This is a genomic window from Bacillus sp. AY18-3 (assembly GCF_008042305.1).
In the GTDB taxonomy this organism is placed as follows: Bacteria; Bacillota; Bacilli; order Bacillales; family Bacillaceae_G; genus Bacillus_A; species Bacillus_A wiedmannii.
Map to the genome: position 1 here is coordinate 68,890 of NZ_QKQR01000002.1, position 14,696 is coordinate 83,585.

General features: G+C 34.1%; 13 protein-coding genes. 3 read left to right on the forward strand and 10 right to left on the reverse strand.

The annotated features are described in order from the left end of the window. Positions 1–174 precede the first annotated feature (174 nt). The 4 genes from DM800_RS00935 to DM800_RS00950 form a co-directional block, all read right to left on the reverse strand. A complete protein-coding gene (locus DM800_RS00935) occupies positions 175–1,017 on the reverse strand; it encodes a DegV family protein (protein WP_033657798.1) in 843 nt (280 codons plus the stop codon). A 152-nt stretch (positions 1,018–1,169) separates the two neighbouring features. Then, entirely contained in the window at positions 1,170–1,421 is a 252-nt protein-coding gene (locus DM800_RS00940) for a DUF2535 family protein (RefSeq protein WP_000629012.1), read from the reverse strand. Positions 1,422–1,749: 328 nt separating this feature from the next. Continuing rightward, positions 1,750–2,493 carry a twin-arginine translocase subunit TatC gene (gene tatC, locus DM800_RS00945; protein WP_147786223.1) on the reverse strand — a complete coding sequence of 248 codons (744 nt, stop codon included), beginning with the start codon at positions 2,491–2,493 and terminating at the stop codon, positions 1,750–1,752. Between the two features lie 42 nt (positions 2,494–2,535). Next, a complete protein-coding gene (locus DM800_RS00950) occupies positions 2,536–2,721 on the reverse strand; it encodes a twin-arginine translocase TatA/TatE family subunit (RefSeq protein ID WP_000492443.1) in 186 nt (61 codons plus the stop codon). Between the two features lie 213 nt (positions 2,722–2,934). Between DM800_RS00950 and trhA the strand changes: the two genes are divergently transcribed. Further along, positions 2,935–3,591 carry a PAQR family membrane homeostasis protein TrhA gene (gene trhA / locus DM800_RS00955; RefSeq protein ID WP_147786224.1) on the forward strand — a complete coding sequence of 219 codons (657 nt, stop codon included), beginning with the start codon at positions 2,935–2,937 and terminating at the stop codon, positions 3,589–3,591. A gap of 40 nt (positions 3,592–3,631) precedes the next feature. Here the strand turns inward: trhA and DM800_RS00960 are convergent, their stop codons facing one another. The 6 genes from DM800_RS00960 to DM800_RS00985 all read right to left on the reverse strand — a co-directional run bounded on the left by DM800_RS00960 (position 3,632) and on the right by DM800_RS00985 (position 11,613). After that, complete coding sequence (locus DM800_RS00960) at positions 3,632–4,351, reverse strand: lysophospholipid acyltransferase family protein (RefSeq protein ID WP_087982533.1); 720 nt, start codon at positions 4,349–4,351, stop codon at positions 3,632–3,634. Between the two features lie 111 nt (positions 4,352–4,462). Further along, entirely contained in the window at positions 4,463–5,098 is a 636-nt protein-coding gene (locus tag DM800_RS00965; protein WP_048541201.1) for an FMN-dependent NADH-azoreductase, read from the reverse strand. Between the two features lie 219 nt (positions 5,099–5,317). Then, entirely contained in the window at positions 5,318–7,303 is a 1,986-nt protein-coding gene (pbpC, locus tag DM800_RS00970; RefSeq protein WP_147786225.1) for a penicillin-binding protein 3, read from the reverse strand. A 155-nt stretch (positions 7,304–7,458) separates the two neighbouring features. Next, a complete protein-coding gene (locus DM800_RS00975) occupies positions 7,459–7,947 on the reverse strand; it encodes a dihydrofolate reductase (protein ID WP_061679531.1) in 489 nt (162 codons plus the stop codon). 19 nt (positions 7,948–7,966) lie between these two features. Further along, the gene (locus DM800_RS00980) at positions 7,967–8,923 is read right to left on the reverse strand and encodes a thymidylate synthase (protein ID WP_087982539.1); all 957 of its coding nucleotides are present in this window, start codon (positions 8,921–8,923) and stop codon (positions 7,967–7,969) included. Positions 8,924–9,030: 107 nt separating this feature from the next. Beyond that, complete coding sequence (locus DM800_RS00985; RefSeq protein WP_087982541.1) at positions 9,031–11,613, reverse strand: alpha-L-rhamnosidase; 2,583 nt, start codon at positions 11,611–11,613, stop codon at positions 9,031–9,033. 184 nt (positions 11,614–11,797) lie between these two features. Between DM800_RS00985 and DM800_RS00990 the strand changes: the two genes are divergently transcribed. Together DM800_RS00990 and DM800_RS00995 are read left to right on the forward strand one after the other, a co-directional pair. After that, the gene (locus tag DM800_RS00990) at positions 11,798–13,255 is read left to right on the forward strand and encodes a serine hydrolase (RefSeq protein WP_087982543.1); all 1,458 of its coding nucleotides are present in this window, start codon (positions 11,798–11,800) and stop codon (positions 13,253–13,255) included. A 124-nt stretch (positions 13,256–13,379) separates the two neighbouring features. After that, complete coding sequence (locus tag DM800_RS00995) at positions 13,380–14,663, forward strand: S41 family peptidase (protein ID WP_147786226.1); 1,284 nt, start codon at positions 13,380–13,382, stop codon at positions 14,661–14,663. Positions 14,664–14,696 lie beyond the last annotated feature (33 nt).

A 14,696-nucleotide genomic window follows, 5' to 3' on the forward strand; every position in this document is an offset into this window, starting at 1 on the left:
ACATATACTATAGAAAATCATAAAGTAAAACTTTAATCAGTGGGTGTTTTCTATGAATAAATATTTACAGACTCGCTATATCATTAGCGGGAGTGCCTGTATAACCCTTCTTATTTCTTACTTTCTATTCACATAAAAAAGCTACTTGAAAATTCATTTCAAGTAGCTTTTTTATTACTCTGCTAAATACATAAATCCGATTGCACCCGGACCTGTATGAGTACTAATAATAGGCGTTGTAAAGAAAATTTCTGATTGAGCAAATCCACTCACTTTTTCAACAGCCGCTTTTACATTTTCAGCTAAAGGAATTGCTTTCGCATGCGGAATTGCAACAGCTTTTACAACTTTTCCAGCTGTATCTTCCTCAAATAACTTAGCTAACGTTTTTACAATTTGACCTTGGCTACGCACTTTCGTTACAGGGTTATAAACACCATCTTCAAGGCTAGCAATTGGCTTTATATTGAGTAGCGAACCGATAAACGCTTTTCCTTTACCGATACGCCCACCCTTCACTAAATTTTCTAATGTATCTACTACTACATATAAACGAGTATTCTTTCTCACTTCATCTACACGTTTTAAAATTTCTTCTAGTGAGCGTCCTTCATTTGCCATTTTTGCAGCTTCTATTACTTGATATGCTAAAGCATGTGTAATAAATTGAGAATCAACAACTGTTACTTTTGTGTCGGTCATTGATGCAGCACTATTGGCAGTTGCCACAGTACCACTCATTCCACTTGTCATATGAATGGAAAGTACTTCACTTCCATCTTCACCTAACTTGTCATACATTTCTACAAATGTACCCATTGCCGGTTGTGATGTTTTTGGTAATTCCTCTGATTTGATCATTTCTTCAATAAATTCATCAGGTTGTAAATCAACGCGATCTAAATATGTTTGTCCATTTACAGAGATTGATAATGGTAGCACATGAATGCCATACTTTTCGATTACATCCTGCGTTAAATCTGCAGTTGAATCTGTTACAATTTTAATTTTTTGCATATTATATTCTTCCCTTTCCAATACGCTCTCCTTGTTATTATACTAGCATTCCCTGTGCTTTCAACAATTTCGAACAAATTTCACCAAATTAATTATATTTTTATACCTAAAATGAAAAAGACAGAGTTTACTAACCCTGTCCATACTTTGTATCATGCATTTTTTTCAAGGGTATTTGTTTTATATACATTTAAATAATCATTCCACTTCAAACAATTTTGCAAATATTCACGGAAAGAATACGAAAATCTTGGGTGCTTTTGTTTTTGAATTTTTGCAATAAATAATTGAAGACGAGACTGAATTAGAAACGATAATGGATGCTGTGCCTGTAGGACAGGGATTTCGAATATTTTAATACAATCCCCTGTTGAATGAGTGAAATAAAAACTTTTCGTAATCACAATATCAATCCTCTTTTTCATTGGATTTTTGAACTTCCTCTACTTTACCCTGTAACACGTTGTTTAAAGTGGAGACTTCTATGAATACAAAAGTATCCTTAGTCAATCCCTGTAGTCCTTTTGGTTAGAAGATTTATACTCTATTCATCCTCCATCCTAAATATCCGATCAGACAGGAATCCCGCTATCCGTATATTGCTTAATAATTTTAGTATAAACTTAGCAAAGCGCAAAGTTTGTCTAAATTTTGGAGATTCTATAATTTTTTTCTTCTATATATTGTATACGTTTATGTCTAAAGTATAACAAATAAATAAAAAAAGTGCCTTTATAACGAGGCACTTTTCGACTGTATTTCTTCTTCTCTTTTCTTTTTCCGCTTACTGACAATCTTTGATAAAGCGATACTAATTTCATAAATACAAATAAGCGGTACCGCTACTAAACTATGTGATAAAAAATCCGGCGGTGATATACACGATGCAATGATAATCAATGCTACGTAAGCATACCTTCTTATTTTTATTAGCAATTCCGCCGTTAACAGTCCAATACTCGTTAAAAACATGACAACTACAGGTAATTCAAAAATTACAGCAAATGGAACTGTTAAATTAAGAACAAAATGAAAATACTTTTCTGTCGTAAACATCGTATTAAACATTTCATTACCTATCGTATTTAAAAAATGAAATAAAAACGGCATTACAACGAAATATCCAAAACATAAACCTGCAATAAATAATATAGACAATACCGGTATATACATTACTGTCATTTTTTGTTCATTTGGATGTAAACCCGGTTTTACAAATAACCAAATTTGTATAGCAGCAAAAGGAATTGTACAAACGATAGCAAATACTGTAGCAATCGAGAAAAAAATCCATAATACATCACTTGGACCGAGAACAGTTAATTTCATTGGTAAATCTTTTACTAGCCAAAAATAAATATCCTTCGTAAAAGTAAATCCGATAATTAAAAATAGGACAAAGGATAGTACTGTATATATTACTCGTTTGCGAAGCTCAACAATATGTTCTACTACGCTCATTTCCCGATCTTCCATCTCGTTCACCACACTTTATTTATCCATTTCGAGGAAAATTCATTACATTTTTTCTTTCTTTTCCTTCTCTTGAAATGCATCATCAGTCAATTCTTTCGTTGATTTTTTGAATTCTTTTAACGTTTCCCCTAAAGCCTTTCCGATTTCCGGCAATTTTTTCGGCCCAAACAAAATGAGTACAGCTACTAAAATTAAAATTAATCCTGGAAAGCCAATATTTGAAAACATTTCTCCATCCCCTTTATTAGTAGATTCCTTGTCCTACTATTGCATAATTTTATTTTGTCAAAAAAGTTTGAAAACGTCAACAAATCCATTGCCTTTTGTCAAAAAAATTCAAAAATATAATCAATTATACAAATTTCATTTTCTATTGCCCTTGTGTATGATATGGTAAGGGAAGTGACATATTATTTTATGATAGTAGAAAGGATTTGCATTATGACTGAAAAAATGACGCGAATGACACATTTTGTGAAAGAAGAAATTGCAAATGCAATTACACATGGTATCGGTGCCATTTTAAGCATCCCTGCCTTAATTATATTAATTATTCATGCCTCTAAGCATGGTACCACATCTGCTGTAGTTGCATTTACGGTTTATGGTGTAAGCATGTTTTTACTGTACTTGTTTTCGACCTTGTTACATAGCATTCATCATCCAAAAGTAGAAAAATTATTTACTATACTAGATCACTCAGCCATTTATTTATTAATCGCTGGCACATATACTCCTTTTTTACTTATTACGCTTCGCGGACCATTAGGCTGGACGTTACTCGCTATTATATGGACACTAGCACTCGGAGGTATCATCTTCAAAATTTTCTTTGTACGTCGCTTTATTAAGGCATCAACATTATGTTATATCATAATGGGATGGCTCATAATCGTTGCTATTAAACCACTTTATGAAAATCTAACTGGACATGGTTTTTCACTACTTTTAGCAGGCGGAATTTTATATTCTGTAGGGGCTATATTCTTCCTTTGGGAAAAGTTACCTTTCAATCATGCCATTTGGCATCTTTTCGTTTTAGGTGGTAGTGCGATGATGTTCTTCTGCGTACTCTTTTATGTCTTACCTACAGCATAAAAAAAGGTTTCAGCTTATATTAAGCTGAAACCTTTTTTTATTACTTATGTAATTGTGATGCGATAACATCCTGTGTATGCTTCGTTAATTCTTTAATATCCATATTCGCATACTCTTCAGCTGTAATCGGCTTAGAAATTGTTACTGTTGCATGAGCTGGTTTCATACGGTTTCCATTCGCTTCAAACATTTTATATGTCCCATCTAATGTTACAGGTAAGATTGCTACACCAGATTTTACTGCAAGGTGAAAACTCCCAGCCTTAAACTCTCCAATTTCGCCACCCTTACTTCTCGTCCCTTCTGGGAAGATTACGATTGAATGCCCGTTCTTTAACAGCCCAATTCCATCTTTAATCGCTTGAAGAGATTGACGACGATCATTACGAACCATAAATACACAATTCATAAGTTCCATCCAAGTTGGTACAACTGGAAACTTCTTAATCTCTGCTTTTGAAACAAATCCAATTGGTTTATTTAAGTAACCTAGTAAAACAGGAATATCCATATTACTCTGATGATTACTTACAACTAGTACCGGCTTATCTTTTGGAACATTTTCCAGTCCCTTTACTTCAACTGTCCCACCAGCTACACGTACCATTTTCTTACCAAACCAATTTGTCGTTTTATACACAACATTATCTTTTTCTTGTGGCGACATCGTATTTACTTGTCTTTTCAGACGCCACATTCTCGGTGTAATCGCAATTACGATTAAAATTAAATAAAAGATTTTAAAAAACGTTTGAATCATACAGAACCCCCACCTATTATCATTCCGACCTTCATTATACTAGACAAACGAAGGAAAAAGAAGAAAAAATGTCCAAACAGCAAGTGCTTGGACATTTTCAAGTATTCTATATTAGAAACGTTTTGCTAATTCACGAGCATTAGCAATTGCTGCTTCTTTAATTTCTGGTGCTTTTTCAGGGTTTGCATTCATACCTTCAACTGCAATGTATTCAGTTTCATTTACACCAATGAATCCTAATACTGTTTTTAAGTGATTGCGGCCGAAGTCTACAGCTGCGTATGCTCCTTCAGAATAAACGCCACCTGTTGCTTGAATGTGAAGTGCTTTTTTGCCTTCTAATAAGCCAACTGGGCCATTTTCAGTATACTTGAATGTTTTACCTGCGATTGCTAAGTTATCTAAGTATGCTTTTACTACTGGTGGATAGCTAAAGTTCCACATTGGAGTTACGAATACATAACGATCCGCATGCATAAATGTTTCTAAGTTTGTGTTCATTGCTGCAACTTTTTGTTGTTGAACTTCAGTTAAAGTTTCAAAGCCTTCACCTGCTGCAAATTTACCCCAAGCAGCAAATACATCCGCATCGATTGCTGGTACTGTAGTGTTGAATAAATCAATTGTTACAACTTCGTCTTGTGGATGTTCGTTTTTATAAGCTTCGATGAAAGCTTCTCCTACTGCCATTCCGAAAGAACCTTCTGCTGAATTTGGATTTGCTGTAATAAATAGTACTTTTGTCATTGTATTCTCTCCCTTTTACACATCTTATCTTTAATTTGAGATTTATAATTCGAAAGTAAATAACTTACCTTATGTAAGTATAATACAAAAAGTTATGTTCAATGTCAATAAAAAATAGCTACTTTTTTTTCGTAAGTTAATAAACACTATCTTTTCAATATGTTTTTGGTGAAACAAAAAACTACCTCCACATTCCATGGAGATAGTCTTCATCATTTTCTATTTTTGAAACACATGTTTCACTTTTTCAGCTGGAATATTACTTCCGCCTCTACCTTTTACATCTTCAATCATCATTGTAATGACCATATCTGGTGAATTTAAATCAAATGCAGCGAACCAGCCTAGTTCTTTTCCTTCGGCCTCTTTTGATACTTTTAATTCCGCTGTACCTGTTTTTCCAGCAAGAGTCATTCCATCAATTTTAGCAATTTTCCCAGTACCATCTGGATCATTAATTACTTTCGTCATAGCAGTTCTTAATATATCCTGATTGCCTTTTGAAATGACATTCTCTTTCCAAACTTTTGGTTGCTTATCTGTTTTAATAATATATGGAGAAGGTATGTTTCCATCATTAACAATTGGTGCGTACGTTAACGCTAGATGGAGTGGCGTCATTAATACTTGCCCTTGTCCATAACCTGTGTCTGCCATTTGAATATCATTTTTAATACCACCATTTGCGATTTTAGAAGCTGGGAATCCATATTCAATTGGTAATTTCTCATCGAATCCGAATTTTTTCGCTTCACTCATAAATTTATCTTTTCCGATTTTCAAAGCTTCTTGTGCGAAATAAATATTATCCGAGTATTTCATTGCCTTATCAAAATCAATCGGATTTGCATCTTTTACACGCGTTACATAATAATTACCCCAAGAAGAATCTTTTGTCCATTTTAATCCTTCAATTTTCAATTCTTCTTTTGGATCGATTGTTTTCGTTTCAAGACCGATTGCAGCTGTAATAGGCTTAAATACAGATCCTGGAACTGATAATTGTGTAAATCGGTTCGTCATCGGCTTTTTCGGATCGTTATTCCATGCATCGCGTTGTGCTTTTGATGTCCCTCTTGCAATTATGTTAGGATTATATGCTGGGCTACTTACAAGTGCAAGTGTTTCTCCGCTTTTCGGATTAATTGCCGCACTTGAACCAGCCTCGCCTTTCATTTCATTATAAGTTTTTTCTTGAACAGCACTATCAATCGTTAAAGTTACATTTTCCCCATCAACAGCATCTGTTTTTGCTAAATTTTTAATTTCTTTCCCTTGTGCATCTTCTACAAAGACACGGCCACCTTTTTTACCACGTAGCTTTTCTTCCAGTACTTGCTCTAAACCAGCTTTACCTACTGGATCATCTGCTTGATAGCCTTTCTTTTGTAGCGTTTTTAAATCTTCAGCATTCACTTTTCCAATATAACCAGTAAGATGTGCTGCTGCTTCCCCTAACGGATATGTACGAACATTTACTGGTTTTGTTGAAACACCTGCTAAATCAATGTACGTATTTTGCGTTGCCCCTTCAGGCAAAATTCCAATTGGTACGAGATACCCTGGTTTTACCCATTTAGCAGCTAGTTTTTGATCAATTTCTTCTACAGACATATTTAATAACTTCGCTACTGTCTCTTTCGTTTGCGGAGCAGTATCGTCTAATTTTTCTGGAACTATTCCAATTTCAGAAGCTTTCCCATTCGTTGCAAGACCTTTTCCATTACGATCATATATTTCTCCACGTTTTGGCTGCGTCGTTTGCATACGCACTTTACTATCTTTTGTCATACCTGGGAAGATAAAATCAGGAGTCCAATCTATTTTCCAAGATTCTTTATCTCCATCTTTTTCTTTCACCATTTTTGCTTCATGACCAAAAGTGATTTTACCGCCAACTGTATCCATACTTACTTTAAAAGGAACAGGACCTTCATCTTTTTTATCTTCTTTTACTTCCCCTGTTTCTACTTTTAAATCTTTCACTTCAATGCCAGCATAAATTTTTTCATATTTCTCAGTGAAATCTTTCTTTGAAATATCTTTTTTTGCCTTTTCTGATAATTGATCATACATTTCTGCAAATTTTTGTTTATTCCATGCTTTTGCATATGTATCAAACGCTTCTTGTGGTTTTTCTTCTTTACCACATCCAACTAACATGAATGTTAAGCAAAGAAAAAGAATCCCCCATATCTTTCTCAATCGATTCTCCTCCTCTTTCTACACCAATACTTTAGAAAATATTAGCATTTTTACATGCTACCATTCATTATAGCACTATCGAATCTCATCTATAAACCTATATTGATGGATACAGATAAAAAGATTGATGCGAATATTCACATCAACCTCTATTATTATTGTTGCTTTTCATATACATGATAATAGTACGTATACGGATTTTTTTCATCCGTTAACCCTTTTTCAACAAAAATTTCTTTCCAATTTGCCATATCGATTTCTGGGAAGAATGTATCTCCTTCAAATGCATGATGAATTTTTGTTATATATAACTTGTCTACGTATGGTAAAAAGAGATCATAAATTTGCGCTCCGCCAAAAATAAAAATCTCTTCTTCATTTTTGCATAGCTCAAACACTTCTTCTACAGAATGTGCTACTTCACAGCCTTCAACATGATACCCTTCATTACGAGTTACAATGATATTACGTCTTCCAGGCAGTGGTCTACCAATCGCTTCATAGTTTTTTCTTCCCATAATAAGCGAATGACCCATCGTTGTTTTCTTTACATATTGTAATTCACTCGGTAAACGCCAAGGTAAATTATTATCTTTACCAATTACTCTATTCTCGTCCATTGCGACCATAAATGAAACTATCATCTTTTCATCTCCTCTACAATTACACTGCAACCGGTGCTTTAATTGCTGGGTGTGGATCATATCCTTCAATCGTTAAATCTTCCATTTCAAATTCAAACACAGATTTCACATCTGGATTTAATGTAAGTTTTGGGAACGGACGTGGTTCACGTGCCAATTGCTTTTCCACTTGCTCAAAATGATTCGTATAAATGTGTGCATCTCCAATTGTATGAACAAATTCTCCCACTTCAAGTCCGCATTCATGTGCAATTAAATGTGTTAGTAGTGAGTAACTTGCAATGTTAAATGGAATTCCAAGGAATATGTCACCACTTCTTTGATATAACTGACAAGAAAGTTTGCCATCCGCTACATAAAACTGGAATAGCGTATGACAAGGTGGTAATGCCATACTTGGTACATCTTCAGGATTCCAGGCAGAAACAATTAGGCGACGGGAGTCTGGCGTTTTTTTAATCATTTCAATTACATCTTTTAATTGATCAAGCGTCTCACCAGCTGTCGTTTTCCAGGCACGCCACTGCTTTCCGTATACATCTCCTAAATAACCATATTTATTCGAGAAATCATCATCTTCTAAAACGTTCTTTTTAAACAATTCCATTTGCTCATCGTACTGCACTTTAAATTCCTCATCTTGTTGTGAGCGAAGACCGAAATCAGTCATATCAGGACCAGTATACTCATCGCTTTCTACCCAGCTCTTAAATGCCCATTCATTCCAAATATTATTATTATGCTGCAATAAATAACGAATATTTGTATCACCTTTCATAAACCAAAGCAGTTCACTTGCTACAAGGCGAAACGGCACTCTCTTTGTCGTTAATAAAGGAAAACCTTTACTTAGATCAAAACGCATTTGATATCCAAATACAGATACAGTGCCTGTCCCTGTACGATCTTCTTTCTTCGTACCATGCTCCATTACATGGCGGCATAAATTTAAGTATTCATATTCAGCATGTTTCATATGTAGTAAAACCTTCTTTCAATCTTATATGAAATTTATCATAACATGAAAAACAGTGAATTAAATAATCCTAATGAATAAAAATATATTTCTATATAAACAGAATTCTACTTCAATATATTTTTACAAAATGTAAATTTATAATCACCTGATCCTAAATCCCTTCCAACGTCATGTTCTGCTTTCCATTTTGTTTCGTCTATCCGTAATGTAGCGCTTGTATTAGCTGGTACAGAAATATATAAAAAGGCTTGTTCCTTTTCTACACGCCACTCAATCTTAATTTCTCCATAAGCTGTCTCACGTTTTACTTTAACCCATTCTATATTCGAATCAAAATGTGGTTGTACATAAAAATGTTTATATGCAGGTTTTGTCTCATCCATTTCTAATCCAATAATATATCGGTATATCCATTCAACAATAGAGCCATATGCGTAATGATTATAAGAATTCATGCTATCATTCCAAAGTGTTCCATCCTCTTTCACGCCATCCCAATGTTCCCAAATCGTTGTGGCACCTTTTTTCACTTGGTATAACCATGATGGATAATCTTCATAAAATAGAAGCTTACAAGCAAGGTCATGCCGGTTAAACTTACTTAATATTAAATTCAAATACGGTGTTCCTATAAAACCTGTTGTTAAATGATTTTTATTTTCTTTTAATAGCTCAATTAAGCGATTAAATACTTTCTCATTCACATCATCTTTCACTAGTTCAAAAAGAAGTACTAATATGTGAGCTGTTTGTGTATTTGAAATTAACCTACCATTTGGTGTAACGAATTCATTTTGAAATGCTTGAACAATATTCCCATGTAACTCTGCATATAATTTAGCATCTGTATTTTCACCTAAAATCTCAGCAATCCTTCGTAAAAGCGATGTAGAATAGGCATAATAAGCTGTCGCAATAAAATGCTTGTCTGTTCCGCCTTCATATACATCTGGTTTCGTATCTAATGCGAGCCAATCCCCTAAATGATAGCCTGTATCCCATAAATACTCGTTCTCACCTTGTGAACGTATGTAATCTATATACTTCTTCATACTGTCATATTGTTCTTTTAAAATCGATACATCTCCGTAATGTAAATAATGAACCCACGGGCATATAATTGCTGCATCGCCCCAACCACCAGAAGTATGTAAATCAAAATCCGCTCTTTTCCCAAAAGCATCTGGAATAACTAAAGGCACAGCTCCATTAACATTTTGATCTAATGATAAATCTTGGAGCCACTTTTTAAAGAATAATTGTACATTCATAATTTGCGTAGCTGTCCCAATGAACATTTGTGCATCCCCGGTCCATCCAAGTCGATCATCTCGCTGCGGACAATCTGTTGGCACATCAAAAAAGTTCCCTCTTTGAGACCATTCCACATTATGATGAAGTTGATTGATTAATGGATTAGACGTTTTAAATTCAGTCGCTTTTTCCATATCCGTATGTAATACAACCCCTTCAAAATCTGCTATTTGAGGCGGCTGGGTTAATCCACTTATTTTCACATACCTAAAGCCTTGATATGTAAAATGAGGTTCAAACCTTTCCTCTTCTTCTCCTTTTGCTATATACACTATTTTTTGTTTTGCCTTTCGGAGATTTCCGGTGTAAAAACTACCGTCTTTATTCAATATTTCAGCATGATGCAATTCTATCTTTTGGCCAATATAAACATGACGGACTGTAAATTGAACCCAACCTACCATATTTTGCCCCATATCAATGAGCCATTCGTGATTCGGTAGTTTTGAAATAGAAATCGGTTTAATAATTTTCATTTTACGAATTGCTTCGTTTTCTTGCGCAACAATTATTTGTTTGGAATGCTCAATTACTTCAACATCTTCTAGCCCTTGCCTACTTTCTTCTATCCTAGCGTCGTAAACCTCCCCTTCATAAATTTCTGAATACAAAATTGGGCTTGGAGTTACCTTCCATGTTTCGTCTGTTACAATTTTTTCTTTCGTTCCATCTTCATACGTTATATGTACTTGAGCAATTATCACACGTCTTCTACCGTAATAATTACGTACATGATGCATGGTAAGTGGTCCCTTATACCATCCATTACCTAGCAGAACCGAAATAGTATTGTGCTCACCCTTTAATAAATGCGTTATATCATACGTTTGATACAGTACTCTCTTATCATAACTTGTCCATCCAGGGGTAAAATAACAATCTCCAATGCGCTCTCCATTTATAGAAGCCTCGTATAATCCTAAACTTGTGATATATAAACGCGCTTTTTTAACTACTTTTTTAATAGTAAAATTTTTATTAAAGGACATAACTTGCGCTCGTTCTTTTTTCGCGGCAATCCAGTTCCCGCTCCAGTTATCTTGCCCTTGTAATCCAGTCTCCCAAAATACTACTTCTGACCACGATGATTCTTCTCCGTAATTATCCCATACCTTTACCCGATAAAAATAACGCGTTTCCGCTCTGTATGAAAATGAATTGATTGGTATATGTAAACTTTGATCTGTTTCTACTTTTCGCGAATCAAACATTATAATTTCAAAATCTCTATCTTTCGCAACCTGCAATTGATAAGCAAGTTGTTTTACATTTCGGTTACTCGACTCAAGCAGCCAACTCATTTTAACAACTTTTGAATCTATACCTATCGGATTTTTTTTATTGTCGCAAAGCACTCTCTTTATTGTTAGCACACTTCTTCACCATCTTTTCTATATCTTAATTTAAATTAATTATAATAAAATTAAAATTCTAAATAAATAATAACTTTATTCATTCTTACAAAATTATTAACTTTCCAAATTTATAAAGGTTTTCATTTTCTATTACCGAAAGTATAGTGCGGTAGGATAAAATTTATATTTGGAGGTTAGAAGTATGTCTAAAATTGAAACTCCTGTTATGACTTCTTTACAAACAACGGTTGAAAAAATGATGAAGGATTTAAATGTTCCTGGCACTGCTATAGCTGTTATAAAAGATGGTGAAGTCATTATTTCAGAAGGATTTGGCTATCGTAATATAGAGACAAAAGAGGCTGTTACACCGAATACTCGGTTCGCAATCGGTTCCTCAACGAAAGCTTTTGGTACACTTTCATTAAGCTTGTTAGCACAACAAAATAAGTTTAACTGGGATACTCCTGTCCAGACTTATATACCTAACTTCTCTTTATCTGAACTACTTGCTAGCTCACAAGTTACCGGACGAGATTTAGCTTCTCATCGAACTGGTGTAAGCCGTCATGAGGCTCTTTGGTATAGCTCTTCCTTATCTCGAAAAGATCTCGTTGAAAAAATAAAACATTTACCACTTGATGCTCCGTTTCGTACAGCATTTCTTTATAACAACTTAATGTATGCGACAATTAGTTATATTGTAGAAAACATTACGAATCAAACATGGGAACAATATGTTGCAGAACATATTTTAGAGCCTTTAAATATGGATCAAACAAACTTCTCTGTTACAGACTCACAAAATACAGATGATTATGCATTACCTTACGTTGAAAATGACGGTAAAATAAAAGAAGTTCCATTCCATAACATCGATACAGTCGGCGCTGCTGGGTGTATTAATTCTACAATTGAAGATATGGCAAATTGGGTCCTTCTTCACTTAAACGAAGGGAAATTTGGAGATCATGAATTAATCTCCTCTGAATTATTACAACAAATGTATACACCACATAATTCCATTCCAGATCAACCAGTTTTATCACTTCCGGAATCTCCATTAAATAGTTACGGTCTTGGTTGGTTTATTAGCGCTTACCGTGGTAATAAGGTAATTCATCATGGCGGTAATATTGATGGGTTTTCAGCACTTGTTTCATTCATACCAACAGAAAACATAGGCCTTGTTATTTTAACGAATGCTGGAGGCACATTACTACCTACTTATCTCGCTAATCAAATTTATGACGAACTACTTGAATTAGAATCCATTGATTGGCATAAACGTGCTGTAGAAGATACTGAAAAAATGAAGGAAATGATGAAAGAAGCAACTGAATCCATTCCTGAACAAATTGAAGGGACTACACCTTCTCACAAGTTAGAGGATTATACCGGTACTTTCGAGCATCCTGCATATGGAACATTACAAGTATACAAACGAGATGATTCGTTATTTGTACAATTTATGGAGATGGATATTCAATTAGCTCATCATCATTACGACATCTTCTCTGCAAAAGTTGATTTATTCCAAATGAAAATGAGTTTATTATTCGCTTATGAAATGAATGTAAGTGGTGAATTCCCATCCCTTCAGTTACATGTACCAGCTATGTTAAGTACGCAGCCGCTTGTATTTAAGAAAATTAAATAAATATTTTAATAGAGGGAAGATAACACTTCCCTCTATTCCCCTTTTCTCTATGCAAAAAAAGGATAATACGTAAAGGATACAGAATTCTATTATTCAACTAATTAAATTATCAGGAGGAAAAGCTGTGTATACAGAAATTTTCAAAGAAATTGTTTCGATCACTCATCACGATTATTCAGGTTGTATAGATAAGAAAGGATGGGACGATCCTACTACATATTTACAGACAGTCGAGAAACTAGAGAAACAAGGAGAACTAACACCAATACAATTTACTGAAATTGTACGTGATTACTTACTAGACTTTAAAGATAATCATATGTTTTTCAAAATGAACTCTAACAATCAACCACTTAACAGTGCTGGCTTCCAAGTGAAAAGATACGAAGACCGCCTATATATTACATCCACTTCACAAGAAATAAGAGTGAAAAAAGGGCAGTCTATTCTAGCATTAGATAATATGAAAATCCCTGAGTTAATAATAAAATATAGGAAATATTTAAATGCGAATACATATGAACGTGAAAAATGGGATTATGTTTTATTACAATCATCAACTTGTACACTTATAAATGAAGATGGCGTAATCGAAACCATTACTTTACAAAAGTATAAACAAAATGAATACACGCCTATTTATTCATTTAAACAGCATAATAAAGACACACTCTTAATTACTTTGACTGATTTCGCAAATACTGAAGCGATTAATAAATTATTAGACTCACACAAAAATGAGCTTAATTCTTTTCCGAACTTAATTATTGATGTGCGTTTGAATCGTGGTGGAAGTGATGATGCATTTTTTAAATTACTTCCTTACTTATTCGAAGACAAAGAGATCTCCCTTTTAGATTCTTCAGATACAATGCAATTAAATCATACAGAACGAAACTTTCATTTACGTATGAAAGACATCAAAATGGAAGATTACGATTCTTTAGACGAAATTTCCAAATTATTCACTGATATATTTATTCAAGATTTAAAAAAGAATTATAAAAAAGGATTCGTTACATTTGATACTTCTGAGTTACCAAAAGAACTTCAATCATTAAAAATACACGGGAGAAAATCACCTAATAGATTAGTTATATTAACAGATGTTACATGTGGAAGTTCTGGTGATTCTTTTGTAGAAGTTGCAAAAAAATCATTGAAAGTAAAAGTAATAGGTCGTCCTACTGCTGGTTTAAATGATTATTCTAATTTAGCGGTAATGGAATGGGCTGATACATTCGCACTTTACTACCCTACTTCACGGCTCTCTATTATAGATAAAGGCGAAGGAATGTCCGGAATTGGTATACAGCCGCATATACATATCCCGTGGACTCCGGAACATATACAAGAAGATGTTGATTTAAAATTAGCATTACAACTGCTTCAAAACGAAGAATGGTAAAAATAAAGGTAGATGTGAATCACACCTACCTTT